Below are 25,310 nucleotides of genomic sequence, written 5' to 3'. Positions count from 1 at the left end.
AAATAATCTTTATTTATGATGTTAAAAAATGATTTTTTTTAAATGTGATTAACTTGTTTTTAAAAAATAGATTTTTAGCGGATTTTTCAACACCTTATTGACACTTCTTAAAAAAAGGTTATCCTTGAGATATCATCTAAAAAATGACTTTTTATAATACTGAAAGGAATGATATAAATGGCAGAAGTAGAAAGTTTTACATTAGACCATAATAAAGTTATCGCACCGTATGTTCGAGTGATTACAACAGAAAATGGAAAAAAAGGAGATTCAATCACAAATTACGATTTACGATTTGTTCAGCCTAATAAAGGAGAAATGCCTACAGGTGCTATTCATACTTTAGAGCACTTATTAGCTGATTTATTAAGAGATCGATTAGATGGAATCATCGATATTTCACCATTTGGTTGCCGAACTGGCTTTCACTTAATTGTGTGGGATAACTACCCAGCTGATGTTGTAGCAAAAGCGTTAAAAGAAACATTAACTCAAATTGTAGAAGAGATTTCTTGGGAAGATGTCCAAGGAACTGATGCTAAAAGTTGTGGAAACTATAAAGATCATTCATTGTTTTCTGCAAAAGAATGGGCTAAAACTGTATTAGATCAAGGAATCAGTACAGATGCTTTTGAACGAAAACCTATTTAAAATATTCCTCTATTAGATAACCTCTCTCACTTTGGTAAGGTTATCTAATATTTTTTTATGAATACCATAGTAATAGATTATTCATCTACAACCGAATACGATACAAGGGGTAAAATACACAGAATGGTAATACATGACATTAGCATTGATTTATAAATATCATGTTAGAGGTTTCTATATATTTTTTATGACATAACACCATCCTTAAAGACAAAAAAACTATCACAGTCATTTACTGTGATAGTTTTTTTGTCTTTAACTAAGCAAATTTTGCTGCAAATTCACTAAATTGTTTTCCAGCATTTGCTAAAAATTGTTTTGTATCATCATTTGTTGGTTCTAAGTTTTCATCAAACAACTGATCGGAATGACCAATGTACAATTCAGGTTGTTGCATAGTTGGCATATCTAAAAATACTAATGACTGTCTTAACACATGATGTGCTAAGACACCTGAAATACCTGAAATAGATTGAGAAGCAACAAGTGCTGGTTTTTTAGCCCATACATTTTGTCCCCATGGTCTTGAAGCAACATCTAATGCATTTTTTAAAGCAGCTGGTACACTTCTGTTGTGCTCTGGTGTGACAAAAATAATGGCATCTTGTGCAGCGACTTCTTCTCTAAAACGTGTGTATTCAGCAGGTGAGTCGGCATCTAAATCTTGATTGTACAAAGGTAAATCACTGATGTTGATGAATGTTACCTCTGCGCCATTTGGTAAACCTTTTACTATTGCCTTTGCTACCGCTTCTGAATAAGAATTTTTTCTTGTTGAACCTACAATAACTCCATATTTTTTCATAATGATTATCTCCTTATATACACTTACATTTTGTAAGTTTTATTATATTATTATAGTAACACCGTCTTTTTATTAGTGCAATTTATTTGTCTCGGACTATTTTAAAAATTTATTATATCTTTTTATTTTTTTAGTGTATTATATTATCTAAAGAAATAACTACTAAACATTTTTAAGAAAGGAAATCTTATGACCAAACAAGCACATATCCAACTAGAAAAAATGAAACAAGTTTCAAAAGCAATTATTGTCGGTGATCCAAAACGGGTCGAACGTGTCGCTTCATGTTTAGAAAACGTAGATAAACTTAGTGATAATCGTGGCTACATTTCTATTAAAGGTGACTACCAAGGCACTTCTATTTTAGTCATTGCTACCGGCATCGGTGCTCCTTCCACAGCAATTGTTGTAGAAGAATTAGCTAACATTGGGATTGATACTATTATTCGGGTAGGAAGTTGTGGAGCCATGCAACACAATATTCCACTCGGTGCCTTAATTATTCCGACAGGGGTTGTTCGCGATGAAGGATTGACAAAAAAATATGTTCCTATTGATTTTCCTGCTGTTGCAAACAATGAGTTACTATCTAGCGCAAAAAAATTTTTACCAAATGGTTATTATGGTATTACTCGTTCGCATGATGGATTTTATATGGAAAATAATGCCGAAACGGAAAAATATTGGTCTCATTTTGGTATTTTAGGTGCCGATATGGAAAGTAGCGCTCTTTATGTTTTAGGTAGCTTAAAGGGTATTCGTGCCCTTTCTATCTTAAATAATGTAGTTCTTTACGAAGCCGACTTAAGCGAAGGTGTCAACAGTTTAGTAAATGAAGAAGATGCTGTTGCAAAAGGTGAAATGGATTCCATAAAACTTGCTTTAACGATTTTAAATGAGGTGGGAAATTAAAATGACTGATACAAAACATTCATGGATTTATAATCAATTATTTGTTGGTTGGAAGCCATTTGAAGTAAAATACGTTTCTGTTTTATTATCTCTTCAACTGATTGTTTTTATGATTTCTCCAGACTCAGTTATCGGAATGATTAGTGGAGTTGCTGGTGTTATCTGTCTGGTTTATGGGATGAAAGGGCGAAAAATCACGTTCTTATTTGGTATTATTCAATGTCTTGCAATGACGTATATTGCTTGGCAGAGTCATGCCTATGGCTCATTTGTCATGAATATTATTTATGTTATCTCACAACCAATTGGCTGGTTTTTATGGGGTAATGATGAAGCTGTGCATGAATTCAAACCTAAAACAAAACAGTTCCTATTTTTAGGAAGTGTGATTGCTTGGGTCATTGGTTGGATTGTCATTGGGAATTTTGGTGGGCAACTACCATATATTGATAGCGCAAACCTTGTCATATCTTTAATTGCACAAACTCTTTATATTTTCAAATACAAAGAAAACTGGTTATTATGGATTTTTGTCAATATTGCCAATCTATTATACTGGTCACTACTTGCCTTTAATTCATGGACAGGAAAATCAGATATCGGCTCGTTAGGGATTTATCTTTCTCAAATTGCTCTACAAGCTGCACTTTTATTTAACAGTGTTTATGCTAATAAAGTTTGGAAAGATTATGAAACTAATTAATAACAACGAAAGACTCAATTTAGAGTCTTTTTTTAACGTGCATTTATTTAGTATTTTTTTATTCATCGTGTACTCTTAAATCAATCGTGATTTTCAACATCATTAAAGGAGAGATAATATGCTTACTGGTTAACAAACGTGCGTATAGAAACTGGATTTATCAGAGAAAATGACTAGATTAAAGCAACTGAAACACAATTAGTGGCGATCCATATCCACAATGGAAAGATTACAACGATTATTCCTACAGAAGATTTTTCTGCTACTGATGAAAAATTTATAGATTGTAATGAACAGTTACTGCTTCCAGGTATCGTAGATAAACACTGCCACTTAGACAAAAGTAAATTAGGAACACCCTATACTCTGATCACTCCTGCTAAAAGTTTAGTGGAACGTTTCGAAACAGAAATTCCTATATTGGATAGTCTAGATAAACCGATTGAGGTGCGTCTTAAAGCACTGTATGACTTAGAAGTTTCTCATGGCGTGACTGCGTTTAGGTCTCATATAGATATTGAGCTAGCAACAGGCCTTAGATACCTAAACGCCATGACATCATTGCGAAAAAATGTGTGTACACCTATAAAATTAGTTGCGTTTCCACAACATGGATTATTACGTTCAAAAATCAATCGATTAATGGAACGAACTTTACAAAATGGTGCTAATTTTGTTGGCGGCGTGGATCCTTACTCACTAGATTATAACGAGTGTTCCTATTACACCAAATACGATTCCTCCGATCATGGAACGTATCGATTACGGTGTCTCTGTTCATCTAGGTTGTGATAATATTTACGACTGTTGGTCTCCTTACGGTGATGGCTCACTTCAAGAAAAATTGGTGCGTTTAGGTGAATTATTTAACGTAAAAGATCAAAATGATTTGACTCAGCTTTTAGGATTAATGACTGATGGCGTGACTACTTTAGATAAAGACGGAAACCATATATGGCCTAATGTTGGTGATGAAGCTACTTATTTACTTACTCCAGCAATGTCATCAGCTGAATTTGTTGCTAGAAAATCGCCTATCACATCAAGCTATTATCAAGGAAAACAAGTGAAATAAATAAGCTGACTAAAAAGGCTTAAAGTAGATGTATTGGTCATGACCTAAAACAGGTCATGATTTCCGCAACTTCTAGCCAAATAACTCATGTATTTTCTCGCATCATTTATACTGTTACCATTAATCATCCTCGAGCTTTGTCGATATCTATCAACATCACGACAGAATCATAATAATCATGATTTGTATTAAGTCTTATATTATTAATACTGAACTGATTTTTGTAACACCTTTATAAGTCGAGGCTGCTAATAAAATTCCTTGTAAATTAATTCACCATAATCCTTCTAACGAATTTAGTACTAAGATATCTGGATCCAGTTAAAGTACACGTTTTATTGTTTTAGGTAGAATATCCCCACAAAGTAAACGATAATACATCTCTTTTGGGGAGGGGCTTGACCGACAACTTTAAGTCGATTGTAAGTTGACTTATTTTTATTACAGTATGTTTCGCAAACAAACCGTATAAGATACAAAATCCACATGTCATCACTTTTAGACATGTGGATTTTAGTTAAATTGTAAATAAATAGAGTATAGAAATCACTGTGATAAAATGCATCACATTTGGAATTTCTTTTAATCGTCCGGCAAACATCATGCATAACTCATAAGATAAAAATCCTAATACAAGTCCTAAAGCAATTGAACCGGTTAACGGCATCATGACAATCGTTAAAAATGCTGGAATAACTTCTTCAAATCCACCATCCCAATCAATCCCTGTGATGTTTTGCATCATAAAAATACCAATTACAACCATCGCTGGCGTGGTCACAGCTGTTGTGACAAGAGATAACACTGGATAAAAGAAGGCTGATAATAAAAATAATCCCGCCACAATGACACTCATCAAACCAGTTCTAGCACCAGCAATAATTCCTGATACAGATTCAATATAAGTTGATAAACTTGATGTTCCTAAGATTGAACCAAAAAATGTTCCCAAAGCATCGGCACTGTAAATACGTTTGTTGTCTTCAAAGCTTTCTTGTTTAATATCGGATACTTGTGTTGCAGCTGCAGACAATGTCGTCGCTGTTCCAAAGAAATCTAAAAATAAAAATGTCAAAATAATAACAATAGAATCTAACGATAACATCTTATCTAAATTTTTCACTGCAACCATAAATGTATCGTTCATCATGGCATTCATTGGCTCAGTCGGAATGACAACGGGCGATCCCTTTGGTAATTGCGGTAATGTCGCGATAACATCTGCACTAAGGTTAAACCAATTCATTGATGCACCAAATCGAATAAACAATCCACATACGGCAGCACCAATCATTCCTAGAAACACGGCATATTGATTTTTTCTCACTAAGAAAAATGCGGCTGTGATGATACCAAAGAATGCGATAATCACATTAGGGTTAGAAAAACCGCCAAATGTAATAAACATTCCCTCATCTGGTACGATGATTCCTGAATTTTTAAAACTAACAAAAGCGATAAAAATCCCCAAACCTACTGTTCCTGCTTGTTTCACATTCGTTGGTATAGCTTTAATTATTTTAGAGCGAGCACCTGAAAAAGCAAGCATTAAAAATAATACTGAGGCAACGAAAACGGATGCCAATGCTTCTTGCCAAGATTTTCCCATTTGCAAAACAACTGAATAAGCAAAAAAAGCATTCATTGACATACATGGTGCAAGACCTAGTGGAAATTTTGCCCATAACCCCACAATAAGCATGGCGATGGCTGAAGACAAAATAGTCGACATAAAGACGGCATCTTGTGGCATCCCTGCTTGCCCTAAAATAATCGGATTAACAAAAATAACATAGGACATCGCAAAAAATGCCGTTAACCCTCCTGTAAACTCTCGTTTAAAAGTAGAACCTGAAGCGGTGATACCAAAATACTGATCAATCTTTTCCTTCATTACTATTCCTCCTATTGATTTAAAAAACACATCATGGCAGAATAATAAGATTCATTTGCCAAAGTAAGTTACTTTACGGGTAACTTGTAGAAACTTCTAGACCGTATTACTAGAATTATATGGTTTTTTATTACCTCGATATCATAACAACTTTCTTTTACTTTTTCAACAGTGAAACGAACAAATATAATTAAAAATATAATAATAGTTAATTTTTATTGCTTTTTTACTATCTATTTTAACTTAATCACGATTAATTACATAAAAAAGGCAGACGTTTTTTAAACAACTGTCTTTGATTAATTATAATGATGTTGATATCTATTTTACTGAGCCTGGAACCCCATCCCAAAGAGGTTTAAACGAATAGTCTAATGGGTTGCTACGTCAAGATAAATTGCCCAGAAAATGGATTTCAATGAAGTGGAGAACTCGTTTATCCATTCTATCACATCTAAAAGAAATAATATTCCTAGAAAATCATTAAACTATAAAACACCATTAGAAGTATTTTTGAGTTATGTAGACAACATAGATTTTTTCTAGCTTAATTTGACAAATGAAAAATATAAAATAAAAAGCAACCCTTGGCTGCTTATAAAATACAAAAATATTTATTTGACATACATCACATGATAGTGACCATATTTTTCTAACATCTCTTTATTTAATGTCACACCTAACCCAGTTTCCCTAGGTACACTTAGCCTTCCATTTTCTAGTTCAAACGTTTCATTAATGATATCTTCTTTAAAATATCGAGTTGAAGCGGAAATATCACCCGGAAAATTAAACCCTTCTTGAGAAGCAAAAGCCAAGTTAAGTGCTCGTCCAACACCTGACTCAAACATGCCACCACACCATAGTCCTAAGCCATTATTTTTACAATACTCAACAATTTTTTGTGCTTGTGTCACACCACCTACACGCGAAATTTTTAGATTAACAGCTCCCAAGCTACCTAAACGATGACCTAACATCACGTCTTCTACACTACGAATATTTTCATCTAGACAAATCGGTGTTTCAATATTCTTTTGAAGTTCAGCATGTTCTAAAAAATCTGAATAGCCAAAAGGTTGCTCAATCATCGATAGTTGATACGTGTCTAGTTCTTTAAAAATAGTTAGACTGTCTAAATCATAAGCAGAATTTGCATCCACCATTAAAAGCATCTCTGGAAAATGACTTCTTACAGCTTTCACAAAATCTACATCCTGATTGGGTGCTATTTTTAATTTTATCCGAGTATATCCTTCAGCCACATAACGTGATACCACTTCAATCAAATCCTGTACGCTTTTTTGAATGCCAATACTCACCCCAACAGATAATTTATCAGTCTGACTACTAAATAGTTCTGCCAAACTTTTTTTATGCCTTTTTGCATACAAATCCCAAATTGCTGTTTCTAAAGAAGATTTAGCCATCCAGTTTCCACGTATTACAGAAAATAATCGTGTGACATCATCGGGATGAGTAATCTGTGACTGAACTAACAACGGAATTAAATGATTAGCTAGAATCAACCGAGCTGTTTCTAATGTTTCTTCTGTATAATCAGGTTGTTTAAACGCTACTAATTCCCCGTATCCTTGGTTACCAAGTTCATCTGTCACAACAAGAATATCCATCGCTTTATGCGATAAAAAGCCATAACTTGTTTTAAATGGTGCCACTAAAGGTAGTTGCACATGATAACTCTCTATTTTTGTGATATTCATAACCTATCCCTCACTCTAAAAGTTGTATCACTGTTGCTAAAAACACTGCTGGTTTTTCAACATGAATGCAATGACCACTATCTTCAAACTCAATCACCGTTGATTCTTTCATAAGCTGATTCATCTGCTTAGCCAGTGATACAAACTTAACGTCTTTCTGTCCAACCAAAAAATAAGGATGAAAAGGATACTCTTTTTCTAATTTCCTCCATAGTGATGGTTGAGTCCCTGTACCAAAATAGTGCAAGCTCATAGCAAGTCCGATTGCTTGTTGCGACAGTCGTTCCTGTCTAATAGTCTCACGAACTGTTTGTGACAACGTCTTTTGTGTATCAAATAAAGGGATCGTCTCCCAGTAATCAACAAATTTTTCAATCCCCTTATCTAGCAATAAACAAGCTAAACGATTATCTGATTGGCGACGATTCCCCCTTGAATCAGCTTCAGCTAACCCTGGGGAAGAACTTTCCAGAATCAGTGAATTGACTCGTGTCGGATATTCAAATGCGTAAGCCAATGCAAGACGTCCTCCCATTGAGTAACCCAACAGATCTATTTTATCTAGATTTAAAAACTCACGTATCTCTTCCAAATCTTTTACCTGTTGTTCACTTGTATAACGATAAGGGTGAACAAAGATACTTGTCTTTCCGTGCCCTATCAGATCAATCGCGATAACATTATGGGTTTTGATAGCATGTAAAAAATGAAACGTTTGTGATGTTCCAGTAAACCCATGCAAACACAGTAATGTTGGTTTCATATAGTCGAACTCTGTCACATAATTGATATAATAGTCTAAATCTCTGACGCTTATTAGCATGTCCTATCACGTTCTATTGTCTGACGTACTTGTTGTTGGAACGCTCTTCTTAACTCTGCGTTTTCTTCTCGATTAGTACGAACTTCAATCAATCTTGGATAATTCGGTCGGTCGTTAAGTAAGCTTTCTAACTCAATTAAGGATTCAGCAGACGAATAATCCAGCGATACCATGTTAGCCATAGCTTCAAAATTAACATTAGTTGAGGTAGCGAATAAATCATCAAACAACGAAGTCGGTAAGTTTTTTTGAGATAGCATTGAAAATATTCCACCACCATCATTGTTTATCACAATAATCGTAATAGGTAATTGATATTTTGTCGCCATAGCCAAACCTGTCGTGTCATGAAAACAAGATAAGTCCCCTATCAATAGTCGTGTGTGACGTGTTGTATCATTTGCTGCTACACCTATAGCAGTTGAGGTTACCCCGTCTATTCCGTTTACCCCACGATTACCATAAATAGTAACTCTTTCTTTCGTGACAGGAAGATATGTATCTAAATCTCTAATAGGCATACTATTTGAGATAAACAATTGATCCTTTTCTTGCATCGTGTGATAAACGACTTGGGTGATATTACTGTCACTAAACAATGTTGTATCTTGGTTTTTTATGCTGTTTACAACGATTTGGTCTAATTTATTAAATAATTCTAGCCAACTTTCATCAGCCCTTTTTAACTGAGTTTCTAACATATTGGATAAAAAGTCGACTTCATCTGACACGATTAATGTTGTCATCATTTTTGATGCATCTAACCATTCTGTTTCAGACTCTACTAGATAATAATCACCTGTAAATGTCGCGAGCCACTGATTTAACGGTTTTGAAACAGGCAGTTTTCCAAATCGCACAATGATATCAGGCATCATATCTTCTTTGACATAACGTAAATACGTATCATAGTATGGTGAAATTGTGGGACTATTTATGCCAAAAGTTCGAATGTTTGCTAACGGATCAGCTAGAATAACCCAACCTAATTGTTCTGCCAAGTCAACTAATTGTCTCACTGCTTCCTCATCAAATGATGGCCCTACAACAAAAGTGCCTTTTTTTCCTGACCAGTTTTGGCTTATCTTTTCAATCTCAGCATTTGATAGACACCTTTTTCCAGTCATTGTATTAACTGACTTAACTTTTGGAACAGCTAAGTCTAAATCAGGTAATAGTGGCTCTCTTAACGGTAAATTCAGATGAACAGGTCCTTGTGGCAATGAATAAGATAGATTTGATAATTTTGCTCCTTGAACGTAAGCATATTGATACATCTCTTCTGTTCCTTCAGGTAACGCCATTTCAACAAACTGTTTAACTTGTGAACCATACATATTAAGTTGATTCATCGTTTGTGGTGCACCGTTATCTCTTAATTCATGTGGGCGATCTGTTGTCACCACAACAAGCGGTACATTCGATTGCTTCGCCTCAGACACGGCAGGTAAATAATTTGCCGCCGCTGTTCCTGATGTACACACTAACGCCACTGGTTTTTGACTTGCTTTACTCAACCCCACAGCAAAAAATCCCGCTGAACGTTCATCGACATCGATATAGGTTTTTATTTCTGAACGTTGGTGCAATAAAATGGACACGGGCGTAGACCTAGACCCTGGACTAATCACTGCTTGAGTTACTCCACCATCAATCAACCCTTGGATGAATGAATTGATATAGTTTGTCATACTACTTTGATGTGACATTTTCTTCTCCTCCTATCGCACGTAACATTGGCTGAAATTTCACACGTGTTTCTTTTAATTCTTCTTGAGGAATAGAGTCCGCTACAACCCCACAGCCTGCATATAACGTTGCTGATTTTCCTGATAAAAGTGCCGAACGAATGCCTACCGCGAATTCCCCTTCCTCAAGTATCACTGAACTCCAACCAATTGGGGCTCCGTACAAGCCACGGTTGATTGGTTCATGTTCTCTAATCCATTTTGTTGTCAACTCTTTGGGTTGTCCACCTAATGCTGGCGTTGGATGTAACTGCTCGATAGCTGAAAAAAATGATACATCAGCTTTTTTTTCGCCACTAAATGGGTAAAACAAATGTTGTATGTCTCGGTTTTTTAATAATGATGGCTGACCTTTTTCCGATAAAGTTTCAGTAATCTGGCTCATATCACGCTCAATTGCCTCTACAACGATTTGGTGCTCCACTTGATTTTTCATGTCATTTAATAATTGACTGCCAAGTTGATTATCTTCTCCTACTGTTTTTCCACGTGGTATAGACCCTGCTACACACGCTGTTGAAATGTTATTTTCTTGTAGTAACAACAATCTTTCTGGTGTGGCACCTATAAAAGCATTCTCGTTATGTTCTAAAACAAAAACATACGTATTTTCTTGTTGCTCTAGACAATTTTTTAAAACATCATTCACTGAAAAGACCTCTGTTGCCTCTATAAACAACTCTCGTGCTAAAACAATTTTTCTAATATCACTATCAGAGGTTATCTCATCAATCGCCAATTCAACCGTCTCTAACCACTCTGGAACATGAATTTCATTAGCTTGTATCTGTTGACGAGTTGGTGACTCAGATTGTCTACTTTGACTAACCGTATTCCACAATGACACGATGTTTTCCCACTGTGTATTTAAATCATTACTTGATTCTACAATCATATTGAACGTTAAAAAGCGATTATCATTTGTTTGGGTTACCATGATTTTAGGTATAAAGAGATACCCATCCCCTAACTCTTGCCATGTTTTTTGACTATCAACAGTTTTATCAAAAGGAAATCCACCTAAAAAAACAGGTCCAGTTCCACTGTGTTTAGCATTCGTTATCGTGTTTTTCAACAATTTTTCACGACTAATCGCCATATCACGGTAATCTTGTGCCACATATTCTTTACATGTGCCTAAGCCCACAATAGAAAACGACGCATCTGGTGTTTGCCAAAAATAACGAGTGGTAAATACTTTTTTTGCTTGATAAAAATAAGGCACAACAGCCTCTAAAATGTCGGATAAATTGACTACCCAACTAACCAACGTTGGTTTATTTATCTCTAATTTTCTAACATCATTTGGTATATTAAACATGAATTAAAACTCCTTTAATACAATGAAAAGAAGCCAACCATACCTATCAAGATGGTTGGCGCTTCTTTTACTCATTTACTAATAATCGTTTTGCCACTTTACCACTAGCTGTACGTGGTAAGGATTCAACGACATAATATTTTTTTGGGCATTTATATTTCGCTAAAAAGTTAAGGCAAGTTTCATTTATCTTCTCTATATCTATCGTGTCGTCCATCACAATATATGCTACAGGAACTTCACCCCATGTATCGTCATTCTCTCCTACAACAGCGACTTCCATTATACCGGATAAACTTGCTATGCATTGTTCAACTTCAGCTGGATAGATATTTTCCCCACCCGAAATAATGAGTTCACTCAAACGACTGACAACATATAAGTATCCGTCCTCATCAAGATATCCTAAATCACCAGTTTTAAAGTAACCATCTGACGTCCATGACGACGATTTATTGAGATAACCTGGGGAAATATTGGGACCAGATAATAGTATTTCACCAATTTCCATTGGTTCACAGGTTTCATCATTTTTTCTAATGACAAGACTTATCCCATCTAATGGTAAGCCAGATGACCCTATTTTTTGAAGGGCATCATCATATCCTAATGCCACTACCTGTGAACACGTTTCAGTCATACCAAAGGACTGAATCACTGGAATGTCTTTGCTAAAACAATCTTGTAGCATCTCTTTAGAGACAGGTCCGCCACCAACAAGTAAACATTTAAACTTATCAGAATATCCTTGCTTTGGATAGGCTTGTAATAATTGTTTGAGCATCACATTAACAACTGATGAAACGGTTATGTCTCCTGTTTTAAACAAACGAGACATAAGAGATGCATCAAATTTTTCAAGTATATACACTCCACACCCTATCACTAACTGACGAACAACAATGGATAAACCACTAATATGGAACATTGGAACAGCACATCCCCAAACATCTTGAGCCGTAATGTTCATATTTTTTTGTGTCCCTATGCTACTTGCTAAATGATTACGAAACGTTTGGATCACACCTTTAGGCTTACCAGTTGTGCCTGAAGTATACATAATAGAAGCTGTTGCATCAACTGAAAAGGTTGGATAACTAATCGAATCAAGCAGTGGTTGACAATGGATATCCGAAAAAGAAATCAACTGAACGTGATTGAAATTTTTTTCTTTTAAATCATCTGCGACAAATATCGTTTTCACCCCAGAATCTTCCAGTTGATATGACAATTCTTGAGTGGTTAGATGCGTATTTAAAAAGACAATTTCTTTTCCTAATGACCACAAAGCTAAAATTAAAAAATACATGTCACTTGAATTGTGACTCAAAATAGCGACGCGTTTATCATTTTGTGATAAAAACACCATCACTCTTTTGGCTCTTTCATCGACTTCACTAGCAATCTCTGCTATTGTCCAAGACTGATTAATAGTATATAACACAATTTTGTCTGGATGTGTTTCTAGTTGTGCTGTTAACCATGGTAACATTGTCTTCACTCTTTTATGGGAATTTTGGAAATTGATCAAAGTCAGGATCACGTTTTTCCTTAAACGAATCGCGGCCTTCTTTGGCTTCGTCCATTGTGTAATATAAAAGGGTCGCATCTCCTGCTAATTGTTGAATACCAGCTAAGCCATCTGTATCTGCATTCATTGCCGCTTTAATCATACGTAGCGCAATTGGACTTTTAGTTAGTAATTCTTCAGCCCATTCCATCGTCACTTCTTCGACTTTATCTAAAGGTGCAACTGTGTTAATCCAACCCATTTCAAGAGCTTCTTCAGCTGTGTATTGTTTTGTCATAAACCAAACTTCTTTAGCTTTCTTATGACCAACCACACGTGCTAAATAACCTGACCCATAACCACCATCAAAACTTCCGACGTTTGGTCCTGTTTGACCAAACATGGCATTATCAGCAGCGATTGTTAAATCACACACTAATTGCAACACATTTCCGCCACCAATGGACCAACCTTTAACCATTGCAATAACCGGTTTTGGAATGACGCGAATTAATCGTTGTAAATCTAAAACATTTAAACGAGGGATTTGGTCTTCTCCAACATATCCACCATGTCCACGTACTTTTTGATCACCACCAGAACAAAAGGCTAACTCACCTTCTCCCGTTAAAATAATCACCCCAATATCTGTCATATCACGGCTAATTGTAAATGCATCTATTAATTCAAACACTGTTTTAGGTGTAAAGGCATTATGTACCTGCGGACGGTTAATACTAATTTTAGCTATTTTCCCATGTTGTGTGAATAAAATTTCATCATATTCTTTAATTGTTTTCCAATCATACATTTTATAAAGTTCCCCCTTAATTTTCTACTCATCAATTATACACAATCTTATCTGAAATAGTAGAATTGATGCTTATTACTAATAAACTTTTATAAAATACTTCGCAATGTTATAATCTATCTACTAAATCAAAGGACTGATCACAAGTGAATGCTTTAGATTATTTAGACATTAAAATCGAAGACGTTTTAAAAGAAAAGGTCATCTTAACTATGGTAGTTGATGTGAAACACTTACAACCTTTTGGCTTAATGCACGGTGGGATGAATGCTGTTTTGATTGAAACAGCAACAAGTATTGGATCAAATGAGTCAATAGATACAACCAAGCAAGTTGCTGTTGGACTTGATATTCAAGTCAATCATCTTAAAAGTGCCGTCAAAGGTGATACGTTAACGGTTGTAGCCGTCCCTGATCATATTGGAAAAACAACACAAGTTTGGCAAGCTGAAATCACTAATCAAAAGCAACAAAAAGTCAGCGTGGGAAGATGCACGCTGATGGTAAAAAATAAGTAATAATGTTAATACACACTATTTTTATACATATTAATTAATATAAATTTAATAGGTTATGGTTATTTTATCTTCACTTTATACTTAAATAATAATATTTGTATAGTATGATAAAATAACTAAAAGTATGTAGAGTCTATAGATGGATTATCAAAATATAGAGTAATTTTAATTGCAATAGTTTTACTCATTTTATTATAAATAGAGCAAAAAAATAGTTTTTTCATAACCAATTAAAAAATTTGACGGACAAATCGAAATAATACTTTTTGTAAAAAATAACAAAGTTAAAAAAGTAATGCTAATATACACTGTTCAATATAATGATAAAAATAACTTTTCTTTTTATCAAGATAGAACCGAGAGAATTTCTTATATGTGGCATCAAGAAGGTATTGTTTCTAGTTTAAAAACTAATGATAAAGAATCTATATTAACTTCAAATGACTTATCAAATGAGCAAATTATGGATATGTTTGGTACTACAGATTATAAAACAGAAGAATCTATTTTATTTATGTTTAGTCAAGGTTACACAAATTAAATGAACGATAGCCTGTTTTCCTTATAGGAAAACAGGCTATCTAACTAATCAATATTTAAGTTTTAAAGTTGTGAGTGACTATTTACTACATTTAGGTTTACTTCTCATTTAAACGACACAATCCCGAACCTCTATTGCATCCTTGTAGCCCTATAGCTACGCCAGTTTGAATAAATTTCATTAAAATATTCCAAATTTCGCTTAATAAATATTTTTCATATTACATACATCATAACATACTTTACTCATTTTACCAAAAATATAACTATTATTAAAACCTATATATCATTCTCAATGATTGGAATAAGCTTATTGGCTAAGTCATCTGAAACATCTTTAATGTTAATAACTGACGCATCTGAAATTACCTTATTGGCAAGTTCTTTTCCTTTTACAGGATCGTCCCATTCTTTATCTTGATAATGACTAGGAACAGGATATAAAGTCACTGTGCCATCTTCATTATTATGGTATGTAAACATCCCTGCCGCTAGAGGGTTTCCTGAAATAACTGTTACATCTTCCGGTAAATAAACACCCGTTTCCCAGATTTGTAAAGATTTATTTGGATATAAACTGTAAGTTGTGGTTGAATTTAGTAAGCTACTCACATTTGACTCGGTTAAGTTAGTCATTTTTATCAATACTTTGGCTGCTAATAATTTATTGTTTTCATAACTTGTTGATGTTGATTGAGTTGACTGTGCTACATCTCCACCTACAATCTGACTAAATCCAGCCTTAATATCAGTGTTTTGTGTTTCACTAAAGTGAAGGTAATTTTCATTATTTCCTTGATTTTGTTGTGTCACATAAACTTTTGGTTGCCCGTTTTCAATAATAAAGAAATACACATGTTTTTGTAAATAAGGCTGTGTATCAGCATCTGAATAAACAGCCACTAATTGATAAGGTAAGCTACCTTCTCCCGTTTCTGACCATTCAACTTTTACTGGTTGATTGTTGATTGCCATAGTCCACTCACCACTAAAGATATCTCCTGGAACATTGACACCATATAAATCAACACTACTTGTTTTGCTATATTCTTTGTAATCTTGTCCCATTTTATTACTGAATTGTGCCATAAATCCTCTTAGACTATCTCTTTTACTATCATTCCATACAGTATTTGATGCTGCTTCTTTTTTATCCGAACTCTCCGTTGTTTTTTCTTCTTTTTTACTGTCATCTTTTTCGGCTTCTTTTTTCATCTGAGATATTTCTGTTTTTTCTTTTTTGGCATACTCTACTAATTTATCAGAGCCATGTTCAATTTTTATAACAGCATCTAAACTAGCCTTGGCTTCGTCGTATTTTTTCTTTTCTTTTTTATCCAGCGCATTAATGTAACGTTTTAATTGACTTTGATAGTTTTTTGCTTCTTCATCTTTTGGTTTACTTTCCAAAGCCATTTCTACAAATCCTTCAGCTTGTTCAAATTTTTTCTCAACAATCGCTTCTTTTGTCTTTTGCATTGATTGATCAAAGTTATCACTCTTCCCACAAGCTGTAACACTCACCAACATGCCACATAGTAATAATATTTTTTTCCATTTTTTATTCATGATATATCTCCTATGATAAATTAATCAACAACCATATAAATATTATACATTAAAAAATAGAGGTCTGTCTCACATTTTTTAATAACTTTCTTAATTGTATTTTTGTAAGGGGTAGATGCTCTTTCCTTTTGCAGATACAAATGATGTCACACAGACAATAACAAAGAAAGGTAAATAACTAAAACCAAATACTTCTCCTCCAATAAAAATAGGCGCAAAAAGGGTGTTCGTTGCACTACCAAAAACACTCGCATATCCCAATGCTGCGGTCAGTTCTATTGGTAACCCAATTAATTGACCCAAGACAACACCTAATGTCGCCCCAATAGAAAATAATGGTGTGACTTCTCCGCCTAGAAATCCGACTGATAAGGTTAACACAGTCAATAATAATTTTAATAACCAATCATAATAATGAACTGATTGGTTAGTAAATGACATCTCGATAAGATTTGTTCCTAAGCCAGAGTATCTACCTTGTCCCAATAGCATCAATAATACGCTTAAAATTACCCCACCTATTCCTATTTTAATAACGGGATTTTTAATTAATTTGCTCAAATACCCTTTAGTATACTCTACAAGTCCGACAAATAATCGACCAGTTAACCCAAATAATACTCCTAATAAAACTAAAGTAATAAACAACGATAAATCAATGTCTAATTTTGTCGTTAATAGAACCTGAAATTTTTCCAATCCTAATTGTTTTGATGTCTGACTTGCTACAAAAGCCCCAATCAACGTAGGAAATAGTACATCATGACGTAATGTTCCTACTACTAAAACTTCCAACGCAAAAAAAGTCGCCGCAATAGGGGTTTCAAATAATCCAGCAAAACCTGCTGCAATCCCGATAATGATAAAATGACTTGTTAACTCCTCTTGTTTTATGAGTCGCCCAAACCAACTTGACACTGTTGATCCAAGTTGAACAGCGACACCTTCTCTACCAGCACTTCCACCAAATAGATGCGTCATCCATGTTCCAACCATAACAAAAGGAATCAATCTCAATGTAATCTCCTGTCTTGTTTCATGCCCTGCTTCAAAAACAAGAGACATACCTTTATAACTTTCTTTGCCATACTTCATAAATAAATGCATAAAAATCATACCAGAAAAGGCTAAAAATGGTATAAGCTGATAGAAATATTCCACCCTAATAGTGGATACCCAAATCAATATTTTACCAAAAAAAGTATCTAATCCACCAACTATTAACCCAATAACAACACTACTAATTATTAAAATGGTTTGTCTTTTAATTAACTCCTTCATTTTTTCCTCCTAAAAAAATGACTCCTACACACCTAAATAGGATATGTAGAAGTCATTAGCATTTCTTGCGGTTTCAGTATCTATAACGAACTGTGGGAGACATTCATTCCCTCGTATTAAGTTAATTAAATTATCTTACATGACGAGATAATTGTCAATTATTGGTTTTTCTCTGATAAAAATAAATTAGAAGAAGCAATAAAATATAAGACTTACCATGACTTCATTAATTGTTTGATAAAACAATAAAGGGTATTCAAATTTTTGGTAATTTTTCTTCTTTAGTTGTATCATATAGTTAGGAGGGTGATATATATGAAATTAGAAGAAACTAAACGTACGTTGAATCAATTAGTAGCAGATTTAAGTCAGTTTTCGGTGGTTATTCATCAAACGCATTGGTATATGAGAGGACCAGAATTTTTATCATTACACCCATTAATGGATGAGTATATGGATGAAATAAACGATCAGCTAGATGTTATTTCTGAACGCTTAATTACTTTAGGTGGCGAGCCTTACTCTACCTTGCAAGAATTTATTGACAACACTGGTATTAAAGATGAAAAGGGAAACTATACTAAACCAATTCCTGAACGCTTAAAAAACTTAGTCGCTGGTTATAAATATCTAATCGGTGTTTATGAAAAAGGAATTGAAGTGAGCGAAAAAGAAGGCGACCTAGGAACTCAAGACATCTTTATTTCATTTAAGACAGATCTTGAGAAAAAAGTATGGATGCTACAAGCAACTCTTAATGAAGCTCCTGGAATTTAAACAACTACTTATAATAAAACAGAACAGGTTTTTGTTCTGTTTTTTTCTTTTATTAGACCAGTTATTCTCCTTAATGTATTATGATAAAAAAAGAGGATAAAAGATGAAAAAAATACTATCTAATCAGTCTAGCAACTAGATTAATTATGCTATTTATCTTACCTTCGCTCAGCTATCTGAGTTTCTTATTATTGAATCAAGGTGTAATGAATGAGTTTCTTGATAAGATATTGTTATTAAAAACACCTTTAATTATTATCCCTCTCTTTTTTATTACTTTTTCTATTGTTGGATTAATAATAGATTATTTGCACTACAAATAATAAATGCTGAGAAAAGATCATCTTCTTGATATCTTTCTGCGTAATGATAAGATAAAAAGCACTAATAAAAATGGAAAGAAGGATACATCATGTCTCATAATAGTCTTTTTCAACAAGGGACCATGCAACTTTTAAGTGAAGGACTTTTAGATGGATCAATTACCTTAAAAGAATTACTTTCTCATGGTAATACAGGAATTGGAACTGGTGAAGGTATCGATGGTGAACTAATTATAATTGATGGGGTTGGGTATAAAATTAATCATTACGGGGAAACCGAAATTCTTAATGACTCCTTTAACATTACTTTTGCAGATACACACTTTGATCACTATCAATTACTAACCGATGTACACGATGTCGATTTAACAACTTGTCTAAATGATATTAAACAACTTATTTCAGGAAATAACCTATTCTTTTCAGTTAAACTTCATGGTAACTTTAAACAGATTACAACTCGTTCAGCAAAAAAATCAGTTAAACCCTATCCTAACTTAGAAAAAGTAGGAGAAAATCAAGTTGAATTTACAGCCAAAAATGTGACAGGGACACTTATCAGTTATTATTCTCCAATGCTATATCAAGGGGTTACTGTTGCTGGCTTTCATAGTCATTTCTTAGCTGATAACTTATCTATAGGTGGACATGTCTTAGCAGCAGAAATTGATCATGTTATAGCTTATACTCAAATCTTCCGTTCATTTTTACAAAGTAACCCCATTGATAATTCTGACTTTATTCATGCCGATTTAAGTGATATCAATAAATTAGATACTGTCATTAAACAAGTTGAATAATGAAAAACTCCTCTCAAATTTATTGAGAGGGGTTTTTATTTCCAAAATGCAATGATAGGTGTGATTAAACCTAATACCATTTCCAAAATATTGGATATATTTTTTGTTTTTTTACTCTGCTACTTCTTCCTTGTCTCATAAAATCCCCCTCATTTTTTATCCATTACTTTTATAATAGATTGATTCGTTTTTTCAGTAGGTATTTTCTTCAAAAAAGAGGCCTTCACCATAGAACGTCCTTCTCCTGTCTCATCACACGTTATTAACGTTAACTCGGAGTGATCATCATGATTTTCAATCACATGCACATCGGTAGCTTGAATATATGTCATATCATCAATTTTATATTTATAAACAGTTTCTAAGTCAGTCAAGCACTGTTTTACCTGGCTTGATGCTACTTTTACTAGGTAGCGCGGCAGCTTTTTTTGCAAAATTTAAATTTTCAACTAAATAACAAAAAAATCTTCTAACCAATCACAACAGTTAGAAGATTTTTCATTTAATCAATTGATTGGTACTCTACTGCCAATCCTCGTTTTACTCCAGGTCTTTTAGCGATTCGATTCGTCCATTCAATTAAATTAGTATAACTAGAAATATCTAAAAATTCTGCAGATCCCTCATAAAGTTTACCTAATACAAGTTGACCATACCATGACCAAATAGCAATATCTGCAATAGTATAATTTTCTCCAGCAATATAAGATCTATCAGCTAAAACCTTGTCTAGTAAATCTAATTGTCTTTTTGTTTCCATTGTATATCGATCAATTGGGTATTTTAACTTTTCAGGAGCATAGTGAAAGAAATGGCCAAATCCACCACCAACAAAAGGTCCAGCCCCTACCTGCCAAAATAGCCAATTAAGCGTTTCTGTTCTTTCATGTATATTTGATGGTAAAAATTTCCCGAATTTTTCAGCTAGATAAACTAAAATAGAGCCTGACTCAAATACATCCACTCGTGGAGTTTGACTTTGATCAACCATTGCTGGAATTTTAGAGTTTGGATTAATTGAGACAAAATCAGATCCAAACTGATCTCCTTCACCTATATTAATTTTGTATAAGTCGTAATCTGCCCCTGTCACTCCTAATTCTTTCAATTCTTCAAATAGGATAGTAACCTTCACGCCATTAGGTGTTCCTAATGAATACACTTGAAATGGTGCTGTTCCAATTGGCAAAGTTTGATCAAATCGACTTCCTGCTGTTGGTCGATTGCCACCTCTATTGGTATTTTCATCGTCCCATTGCCAAATGTTTGGTAATTGATAGTCTGTCATAGTATCACTCCTTACTCTTATTTTATGTTTATGATAGCACTTATAAAAAAAAACTGTCCAACATTTCGTTTTTACTTTACATTTATCTAGCTAGATGACAGTCCCCATTTTATATTCAATAAATAGGTTTGATGATACTTTTGACTTAACTCTTTTAAAAAATTTTCTAATTCTTTACTTTTTAAAGGTGTTGTTTCAATTAGATCTTTGTATCTATTTTTTTCCTCAACTGTTGCAATCTTTTTAAAATATCCCCAAATATGTTGGTAAGTAACTGTCAGGGTTTTGTCTGTTGGTTGATAATCCTCTAATTCAGATAATGTGTTTGTATATTGGGCATGTTTTTCTTGAGTCCATTGATTGCCTTTAGCTAGTAAACGGATATCATTGTATGCCTGTTGTGAACGAGACATCACCCAATATTTATGTTTAGTCCATGATGTTTGAAATTCTTTTAATAATTGCTTATCTGTCTGCTCCATATAATCCTCCTATCTTTCCATTGGTTTTCCTTATATATTAAGGTATATTATAAATGCAAAGACAAATCAATTAAAAGAGGTGATTCTATGGGAAAATATCAATTAGATCAAAAAGGAAAAGTCGCTGTTTCTAAGTATCATGAAAAACAAACACCAAATAAAGTTGACAAAAAAGAACAACTTGCTAAATTACGTGAGAGTTACATGAAGAAAAAGAAATGAAAACAAGTAGCCAATTTTCAGGCTACTTGTTTTCATTTATACTAATCTAAATTACCCGTTAAAAATTCATACATGTTAGGTTCGACTCTATTTTTTAACAAAAAATCCATTTCAACAACATTTTTTAATGTATTATCAGATGTTGGCTTTTTGTTCTGTTCAATTGTTTCAATGATAGGATTCATTTCTCCAACATAATAAACATCTGTTTCTCTGTCTTGTTGATTGTATTTACGCTTTATAAATAAATGAATCGTCCAGTTTTCTGAATCTCTTAATATTGTTACTACTGGAGAATCTATGGTTCTAGAAGGTTTAGTAAACCAATGGAATGTCTGTTCATCAATAAATACTTCTTCATAGGCCATTAAAGATGCTTTGGACTCTTTTCCTTTGGCTAGTGCGACAAATATAACAAACTGATTATTATTATAGGCGTATCCACCAATCCCTTGTTCATTTTGATTAAATTTCATATTTAACAATCTTAATACATCTTTACGTCGATATTTAGAATACAATTGTAAGCTGTCTGGCATACCTTTCGACTCTAATTTTTTTAATCCTGTATCAATAACATCTTTCAAAAACAAAATAAATGAATCATTTTTCTTTGCCTCTTTAAAAAATAATGTTAGTTCTAATCCTTTAATTTCCATGATTCGTCATCCCCTAGCTATACTTTTATATTAGCCTGTTTCATTTCATAAAATAGGTCTAATGCTGGATGCAAATAAGTAATTTATGGACTAGGCTAACAATGGTTATATATTAAATCGATTCCCACTTCCCCAAATCATTTCAAATAATTTTTCTTTACTCCAAACAATATTAGGATATGTCACTAGGAAAAGTAATAAAGAACATGCTTTAGTTGTAAAAATGACCTCTTCATTATTAATAAAGACTTTTCTATCAGATGACTCAATGGAAACATTAGCAATTTTTATCAGAACTTTTTCTGAAGATGCTTGTTTAGTTAACTTATAAAAACGTGATAAATGTGCTTTAACCCGGGTAATTAACTCATTTGGACTAAATGGTTTAATCATATATTCTACAATACTTAAACCTAAACCTGCCCCTTTTGTAAAAGGGGTTCTCGACTTATCCCCTCGATAAAATCTTTGAAATACTTTATTAACTTGTTCTTGTGTCATTATCCCATCATCTATTACTTCAATTATGACAGATTGTTCTGTGTTAATTAAAGAAAGACTGATCTTAGATATTTTTTTGTTGAATCCAAAAATTTCAAACTATTTTGAATAATATTGGTCAATGCACGATGAAATTGAATGGTATATATATCATAATAAATCGCTTCTTCGGATAAATTTACCGTCCATTCTACCTTCTCATCAACTAAATAATCTTCCATAAGTTCTTGTATAAAGTTAGTTAAGTTAACTCGATCGTAATGAAAAAGAACAGCATCCATATTAAATTTTGACTATAAAAATAATGCTTCAATTAATTCATTTAAACTTTGAGACTTTTTATAGATGGTTTGTAAATAGCGTTGCTTTTTTCCTATGTATTGGATACACCATCTAACATTCCTTCAACATATCCTATAATAGAAGTGATGGGTGTTTTTAAATCATGTGAGATGTTAGTAATCAATTCTTTACGATTATCTTCGTACTATTCACTGATTTTTTTGCTCTTTCTAACTCTATCCACATATTTTTAAAACTAATCTGTAAATGTTCAACTTCTTTCGCAATATTCTTATCAGGAAACTGTTCAATCATATTAGGTAAGCTATCCGATTCTTGAACGGAAAAAGTTGTCTCTTCTAAATGTTTAATCGGTTGAATAATCGGTTTTTTCAAGCGTTGAATAATTAAAGAAGCCAACAATACTGCTACAAGGATAATAAAAATAACTAACCACACGCCCCATTTAGTAAAAAATTCCAATAAATTACTTTCTCGCTTTAAAATAATCATGCTACCATATTTTCCATCCTTATATAAAAAATCCGATTTAATATAGTGGTACACCCACCTAGCATTATCTAATGTCTCAATCGGTTCAAAATTATTGATTCCATAATTAGGGGCATGACCTTTAATCGATTTTTCAACTAAACCATCTAAATAATAAGAAAACTAGATACTTTATTATTTGCAACAGCGTTAACCGGTACTATTCTTACGGGATGTTCAACAAATAGCCAGACGACAACACCTAGTGAGTCTGCCTCATCACAATCAAGTACAACAACTGATTCTTCCCAAAAAGAAGACTTAAAAAAGAAGACTTAATAAAAGAAAATAGCATGTTTATTAGTTTAGCAAAAGTCGATGTAACCCATAATAAAAATGACTTTTTCGATCTTAATACAAGGAAACCAAAAGGAGACTTTGGTTACTTTAACATCATTGATCACAATAAATGACGTGCTCATGTCTCAATCGGAGAAAATAAATACGGTGCTGTGTTAGAACTAACAGAATTAAATGACAAAAATTTACTTACAAACGTACTGGTAAAGATAAAGATGATAAAGAAGTAACGGTCTTTGTAGAACACGCTCCTTATTCTGAGGAATATAATCTAAGCATTACGTTTGATTCATAAGATAAATTAACAAAAAGTCTCAAGATCTTAATAAAGACCTTGAGACTTCAGAGTGAAATGACTTTTTAATTTATTGTAAATAGAGATAAAAGTACGACTATCATGTTGATTACCTGGATGCGTTGTATATCCTAAAACCCATCCGTTTTTATCACATGCCACTTGTGTGGCATAGGCAAAGACTTGTTTATGTTCTCCTTTATGACACTGTCAGCATCGTTTTTACTAATTTTTTTAACCTTTGTATTTGTCTCAATTTTTTCTTTTTAAGGGCTTTTTTAATTGTTTTTCTCTATCTATTTCAACTTCCTATTTCAACTTCTTTTTGAAGTGATTTACATAAAATAATGTGTCTTCAGTTATTTCTTTGTTTTCATACTTTTTATTATTTGCATGTGCTTTAATATGAGTCCCATAAATAAATACCTCAGACGTATCAACTAAATGAGCTTCTATACACTGCGCTAAAATACCATAAAAAATTTGTTCAAAGATATCTGTTCCTTTAAATCTTCTTGAGTCATTTTTACCAAAAGTCGAAAAGTGAGGGACTGAGTCTTGGATATCTAAACCTAAAAACCATCTGTAAGCCATATTTACTTCGACTTCTTAAATCGTTTGTCTCATGCTCTTAATTCCGTATAAGTATTGCATCAAGGGAAGTTTGATTAACATAACTGGATCTAAACTAGGTCGTCCATTAGACTGATCATATTTATCCTCAACAAGTTGATAAATAAAACTAAAATTGACGTATTTATCAATATCTCTTAAAAGATGTTCCTGTGGAACTAAGTCTTCTAATGAATAAAAACCTATTTGATTACGTTTACTCATATCTTGCTTTTTCAACATTAATAGTCACTCTTTTCCTCTATTTTACCAAAAAAAAAAGACAAAGTATCGAAATTTATCAATACTTTGTCTACAGTCTGAAAGCCCTC

At 33.3% G+C, this 25,310-nt stretch carries 25 protein-coding genes, 4 pseudogenes and 2 riboswitches; of the genes and pseudogenes, 11 read left to right on the top strand and 18 right to left on the bottom strand.

Features of this window, described 5'->3' with window-relative positions; all coding sequences use genetic code 11:
• Positions 1 to 177: 177 nt before the first annotated feature.
• Positions 178 to 651, top strand: coding sequence for an S-ribosylhomocysteine lyase (locus MN187_RS01295; protein WP_071456268.1), 474 nt, complete (start codon positions 178 to 180; stop codon positions 649 to 651).
• A 259-nt stretch (positions 652 to 910) separates the two neighbouring features.
• Here MN187_RS01295 and MN187_RS01290 read toward each other — a convergent pair whose 3' ends face one another.
• Positions 911 to 1,456: an NADPH-dependent FMN reductase gene (locus MN187_RS01290; protein ID WP_242094051.1), complete on the bottom strand. Its 546-nt coding sequence runs from the start codon at positions 1,454 to 1,456 to the stop codon at positions 911 to 913.
• A 189-nt stretch (positions 1,457 to 1,645) separates the two neighbouring features.
• Between MN187_RS01290 and MN187_RS01285 the strand changes: the two genes are divergently transcribed.
• The 3 genes and pseudogenes from MN187_RS01285 (at position 1,646) to MN187_RS01275 (ending at position 4,146) form a co-directional block, all read left to right on the top strand.
• On the top strand, positions 1,646 to 2,368 hold the full coding sequence (locus tag MN187_RS01285) for a nucleoside phosphorylase (protein ID WP_242094050.1): 723 nt from the start codon (positions 1,646 to 1,648) through the stop codon (positions 2,366 to 2,368).
• A 1-nt stretch (position 2,369) separates the two neighbouring features.
• Positions 2,370 to 3,071 carry a nicotinamide riboside transporter PnuC gene (gene pnuC, locus MN187_RS01280; protein ID WP_241699241.1) on the top strand — a complete coding sequence of 234 codons (702 nt, stop codon included), beginning with the start codon at positions 2,370 to 2,372 and terminating at the stop codon, positions 3,069 to 3,071.
• A gap of 177 nt (positions 3,072 to 3,248) precedes the next feature.
• A pseudogene (locus MN187_RS01275) lies at positions 3,249 to 4,146 on the top strand (amidohydrolase family protein).
• A gap of 517 nt (positions 4,147 to 4,663) precedes the next feature.
• Here the strand turns inward: MN187_RS01275 and MN187_RS01270 are convergent.
• Positions 4,664 to 6,040: an NCS2 family permease gene (locus MN187_RS01270; RefSeq protein ID WP_241699240.1), complete on the bottom strand. Its 1,377-nt coding sequence runs from the start codon at positions 6,038 to 6,040 to the stop codon at positions 4,664 to 4,666.
• A 41-nt stretch (positions 6,041 to 6,081) separates the two neighbouring features.
• Positions 6,082 to 6,183, bottom strand: a riboswitch (purine riboswitch).
• A 149-nt stretch (positions 6,184 to 6,332) separates the two neighbouring features.
• On the opposite strand from MN187_RS01270, the pseudogene MN187_RS01265 reads away from it, so the two are divergent.
• Positions 6,333 to 6,586 (top strand): annotated as a pseudogene (locus tag MN187_RS01265) (transposase); the annotation flags it as partial.
• A 68-nt stretch (positions 6,587 to 6,654) separates the two neighbouring features.
• Here the strand turns inward: MN187_RS01265 and menC are convergent.
• The 6 genes from menC to menB all read right to left on the bottom strand — a co-directional run bounded on the left by menC (position 6,655) and on the right by menB (position 13,977).
• Positions 6,655 to 7,764 (bottom strand): o-succinylbenzoate synthase, encoded by a 1,110-nt coding sequence (menC, locus tag MN187_RS01260; RefSeq protein WP_117972387.1) that lies wholly within the window; start codon positions 7,762 to 7,764, stop codon positions 6,655 to 6,657.
• Between the two features lie 10 nt (positions 7,765 to 7,774).
• A complete protein-coding gene (gene menH / locus MN187_RS01255) occupies positions 7,775 to 8,527 on the bottom strand; it encodes a 2-succinyl-6-hydroxy-2,4-cyclohexadiene-1-carboxylate synthase (RefSeq protein ID WP_158559362.1) in 753 nt (250 codons plus the stop codon).
• A gap of 53 nt (positions 8,528 to 8,580) precedes the next feature.
• Complete coding sequence (menD, locus tag MN187_RS01250; protein ID WP_117972385.1) at positions 8,581 to 10,296, bottom strand: 2-succinyl-5-enolpyruvyl-6-hydroxy-3-cyclohexene-1-carboxylic-acid synthase; 1,716 nt, start codon at positions 10,294 to 10,296, stop codon at positions 8,581 to 8,583.
• A complete protein-coding gene (locus tag MN187_RS01245; protein WP_117972384.1) occupies positions 10,280 to 11,656 on the bottom strand; it encodes an isochorismate synthase in 1,377 nt (458 codons plus the stop codon). Before MN187_RS01245 ends, menD begins: the two co-directional genes overlap by 17 nt.
• 67 nt (positions 11,657 to 11,723) lie before the next feature.
• Entirely contained in the window at positions 11,724 to 13,148 is a 1,425-nt protein-coding gene (locus MN187_RS01240) for an o-succinylbenzoate--CoA ligase (protein ID WP_158559360.1), read from the bottom strand.
• A gap of 13 nt (positions 13,149 to 13,161) precedes the next feature.
• Complete coding sequence (menB, locus tag MN187_RS01235; protein WP_117972382.1) at positions 13,162 to 13,977, bottom strand: 1,4-dihydroxy-2-naphthoyl-CoA synthase; 816 nt, start codon at positions 13,975 to 13,977, stop codon at positions 13,162 to 13,164.
• A 146-nt stretch (positions 13,978 to 14,123) separates the two neighbouring features.
• On the opposite strand from menB, the gene MN187_RS01230 reads away from it, so the two are divergent.
• Both MN187_RS01230 and MN187_RS01225 read left to right on the top strand, forming a co-directional pair.
• Positions 14,124 to 14,495: a PaaI family thioesterase gene (locus tag MN187_RS01230; protein ID WP_117972381.1), complete on the top strand. Its 372-nt coding sequence runs from the start codon at positions 14,124 to 14,126 to the stop codon at positions 14,493 to 14,495.
• 373 nt (positions 14,496 to 14,868) lie between these two features.
• Positions 14,869 to 15,036 carry a hypothetical protein gene (locus MN187_RS01225; protein ID WP_158559358.1) on the top strand — a complete coding sequence of 56 codons (168 nt, stop codon included), beginning with the start codon at positions 14,869 to 14,871 and terminating at the stop codon, positions 15,034 to 15,036.
• A 278-nt stretch (positions 15,037 to 15,314) separates the two neighbouring features.
• Here the strand turns inward: MN187_RS01225 and MN187_RS01220 are convergent, their stop codons facing one another.
• Both MN187_RS01220 and MN187_RS01215 read right to left on the bottom strand, forming a co-directional pair.
• Positions 15,315 to 16,604: a YdeJ family lipoprotein gene (locus MN187_RS01220; protein WP_117972380.1), complete on the bottom strand. Its 1,290-nt coding sequence runs from the start codon at positions 16,602 to 16,604 to the stop codon at positions 15,315 to 15,317.
• A gap of 90 nt (positions 16,605 to 16,694) precedes the next feature.
• The gene (locus tag MN187_RS01215) at positions 16,695 to 17,885 is read right to left on the bottom strand and encodes a chloride channel protein (protein WP_242094048.1); all 1,191 of its coding nucleotides are present in this window, start codon (positions 17,883 to 17,885) and stop codon (positions 16,695 to 16,697) included.
• A gap of 39 nt (positions 17,886 to 17,924) precedes the next feature.
• Positions 17,925 to 18,005: riboswitch (Fluoride riboswitch) on the bottom strand.
• A 195-nt stretch (positions 18,006 to 18,200) separates the two neighbouring features.
• On the opposite strand from MN187_RS01215, the gene MN187_RS01210 reads away from it, so the two are divergent.
• On the top strand, positions 18,201 to 18,662 hold the full coding sequence (locus MN187_RS01210; protein ID WP_117972378.1) for a Dps family protein: 462 nt from the start codon (positions 18,201 to 18,203) through the stop codon (positions 18,660 to 18,662).
• 412 nt (positions 18,663 to 19,074) lie between these two features.
• Positions 19,075 to 19,785, top strand: coding sequence for an acetolactate decarboxylase (budA, locus tag MN187_RS01205; protein ID WP_117972377.1), 711 nt, complete (start codon positions 19,075 to 19,077; stop codon positions 19,783 to 19,785).
• Between the two features lie 149 nt (positions 19,786 to 19,934).
• On the opposite strand, the gene MN187_RS01200 is transcribed toward budA, so the two are convergent.
• The 3 genes from MN187_RS01200 to MN187_RS01190 form a co-directional block, all read right to left on the bottom strand.
• Entirely contained in the window at positions 19,935 to 20,159 is a 225-nt protein-coding gene (locus MN187_RS01200; RefSeq protein WP_117972376.1) for a sortase domain-containing protein, read from the bottom strand.
• A 128-nt stretch (positions 20,160 to 20,287) separates the two neighbouring features.
• Complete coding sequence (gene yghU / locus MN187_RS01195; protein ID WP_117972375.1) at positions 20,288 to 21,073, bottom strand: glutathione-dependent disulfide-bond oxidoreductase; 786 nt, start codon at positions 21,071 to 21,073, stop codon at positions 20,288 to 20,290.
• An 86-nt stretch (positions 21,074 to 21,159) separates the two neighbouring features.
• On the bottom strand, positions 21,160 to 21,555 hold the full coding sequence (locus MN187_RS01190; RefSeq protein ID WP_117972374.1) for a DUF1722 domain-containing protein: 396 nt from the start codon (positions 21,553 to 21,555) through the stop codon (positions 21,160 to 21,162).
• A gap of 87 nt (positions 21,556 to 21,642) precedes the next feature.
• Between MN187_RS01190 and MN187_RS10520 the strand changes: the two genes are divergently transcribed.
• Positions 21,643 to 21,777, top strand: coding sequence for a hypothetical protein (locus MN187_RS10520; protein ID WP_255424286.1), 135 nt, complete (start codon positions 21,643 to 21,645; stop codon positions 21,775 to 21,777).
• A 41-nt stretch (positions 21,778 to 21,818) separates the two neighbouring features.
• Here the strand turns inward: MN187_RS10520 and MN187_RS01185 are convergent, their stop codons facing one another.
• The 4 genes from MN187_RS01185 to MN187_RS01175 all read right to left on the bottom strand — a co-directional run bounded on the left by MN187_RS01185 (position 21,819) and on the right by MN187_RS01175 (position 23,732).
• Positions 21,819 to 22,436, bottom strand: a complete 618-nt coding sequence (locus tag MN187_RS01185; RefSeq protein ID WP_241699224.1) for a DUF3427 domain-containing protein — start codon at positions 22,434 to 22,436, stop codon at positions 21,819 to 21,821.
• 105 nt (positions 22,437 to 22,541) lie between these two features.
• Positions 22,542 to 22,952 carry a response regulator transcription factor gene (locus MN187_RS01180; protein ID WP_233519165.1) on the bottom strand — a complete coding sequence of 137 codons (411 nt, stop codon included), beginning with the start codon at positions 22,950 to 22,952 and terminating at the stop codon, positions 22,542 to 22,544.
• A gap of 358 nt (positions 22,953 to 23,310) precedes the next feature.
• Complete coding sequence (locus MN187_RS10590) at positions 23,311 to 23,403, bottom strand: histidine kinase dimerization/phospho-acceptor domain-containing protein (RefSeq protein WP_117972371.1); 93 nt, start codon at positions 23,401 to 23,403, stop codon at positions 23,311 to 23,313.
• Positions 23,400 to 23,732, bottom strand: coding sequence for a hypothetical protein (locus tag MN187_RS01175; protein WP_117972370.1), 333 nt, complete (start codon positions 23,730 to 23,732; stop codon positions 23,400 to 23,402). The genes MN187_RS10590 and MN187_RS01175 overlap by 4 nt, the downstream gene beginning before the upstream one ends.
• A gap of 311 nt (positions 23,733 to 24,043) precedes the next feature.
• On the opposite strand from MN187_RS01175, the pseudogene MN187_RS01170 reads away from it, so the two are divergent.
• A pseudogene (locus MN187_RS01170) lies at positions 24,044 to 24,366 on the top strand (DUF4822 domain-containing protein); the annotation flags it as partial.
• A gap of 63 nt (positions 24,367 to 24,429) precedes the next feature.
• On the opposite strand, the pseudogene MN187_RS01165 reads toward MN187_RS01170, so the two are convergent.
• Positions 24,430 to 25,221 (bottom strand): annotated as a pseudogene (locus MN187_RS01165) (transposase); the annotation flags it as partial.
• Positions 25,222 to 25,310: the final 89 nt, after the last annotated feature.

The sequence above is a fragment of the Vagococcus sp. CY52-2 genome, assembly GCF_022655055.1.
Classification (GTDB): domain Bacteria; phylum Bacillota; class Bacilli; order Lactobacillales; family Vagococcaceae; genus Vagococcus.
This window is presented reverse-complemented; position numbering and strand designations above follow the sequence as displayed.

Excerpts from the sequence above, each read along its gene's own strand:
- MN187_RS01295 (WP_071456268.1), top strand. The coding sequence starts at position 178 with ATGGCAGAAGTAGAAAGTTTTACATTAGACCATAATAAAGTTATCGCA.
- MN187_RS01290 (WP_242094051.1), bottom strand. The coding sequence starts at position 1,456 with ATGAAAAAATATGGAGTTATTGTAGGTTCAACAAGAAAAAATTCTTAT.
- MN187_RS01285 (WP_242094050.1), top strand. The coding sequence starts at position 1,646 with ATGACCAAACAAGCACATATCCAACTAGAAAAAATGAAACAAGTTTCA.
- pnuC (WP_241699241.1), top strand. The coding sequence starts at position 2,370 with ATGACTGATACAAAACATTCATGGATTTATAATCAATTATTTGTTGGT.
- MN187_RS01270 (WP_241699240.1), bottom strand. The coding sequence starts at position 6,040 with ATGAAGGAAAAGATTGATCAGTATTTTGGTATCACCGCTTCAGGTTCT.
- menC (WP_117972387.1), bottom strand. The coding sequence starts at position 7,764 with ATGAATATCACAAAAATAGAGAGTTATCATGTGCAACTACCTTTAGTG.
- menH (WP_158559362.1), bottom strand. The coding sequence starts at position 8,527 with ATGAAACCAACATTACTGTGTTTGCATGGGTTTACTGGAACATCACAA.
- menD (WP_117972385.1), bottom strand. The coding sequence starts at position 10,296 with ATGTCACATCAAAGTAGTATGACAAACTATATCAATTCATTCATCCAA.
- MN187_RS01245 (WP_117972384.1), bottom strand. The coding sequence starts at position 11,656 with ATGTTTAATATACCAAATGATGTTAGAAAATTAGAGATAAATAAACCA.
- MN187_RS01240 (WP_158559360.1), bottom strand. The coding sequence starts at position 13,148 with ATGTTACCATGGTTAACAGCACAACTAGAAACACATCCAGACAAAATT.
- menB (WP_117972382.1), bottom strand. The coding sequence starts at position 13,977 with ATGTATGATTGGAAAACAATTAAAGAATATGATGAAATTTTATTCACA.
- MN187_RS01225 (WP_158559358.1), top strand. The coding sequence starts at position 14,869 with ATGTGGCATCAAGAAGGTATTGTTTCTAGTTTAAAAACTAATGATAAA.
- MN187_RS01220 (WP_117972380.1), bottom strand. The coding sequence starts at position 16,604 with ATGAATAAAAAATGGAAAAAAATATTATTACTATGTGGCATGTTGGTG.
- MN187_RS01215 (WP_242094048.1), bottom strand. The coding sequence starts at position 17,885 with ATGAAGGAGTTAATTAAAAGACAAACCATTTTAATAATTAGTAGTGTT.
- MN187_RS01210 (WP_117972378.1), top strand. The coding sequence starts at position 18,201 with ATGAAATTAGAAGAAACTAAACGTACGTTGAATCAATTAGTAGCAGAT.
- budA (WP_117972377.1), top strand. The coding sequence starts at position 19,075 with ATGTCTCATAATAGTCTTTTTCAACAAGGGACCATGCAACTTTTAAGT.
- yghU (WP_117972375.1), bottom strand. The coding sequence starts at position 21,073 with ATGACAGACTATCAATTACCAAACATTTGGCAATGGGACGATGAAAAT.
- MN187_RS01190 (WP_117972374.1), bottom strand. The coding sequence starts at position 21,555 with ATGGAGCAGACAGATAAGCAATTATTAAAAGAATTTCAAACATCATGG.
- MN187_RS10520 (WP_255424286.1), top strand. The coding sequence starts at position 21,643 with ATGGGAAAATATCAATTAGATCAAAAAGGAAAAGTCGCTGTTTCTAAG.
- MN187_RS01185 (WP_241699224.1), bottom strand. The coding sequence starts at position 22,436 with ATGGAAATTAAAGGATTAGAACTAACATTATTTTTTAAAGAGGCAAAG.
- MN187_RS01175 (WP_117972370.1), bottom strand. The coding sequence starts at position 23,732 with ATGATTATTTTAAAGCGAGAAAGTAATTTATTGGAATTTTTTACTAAA.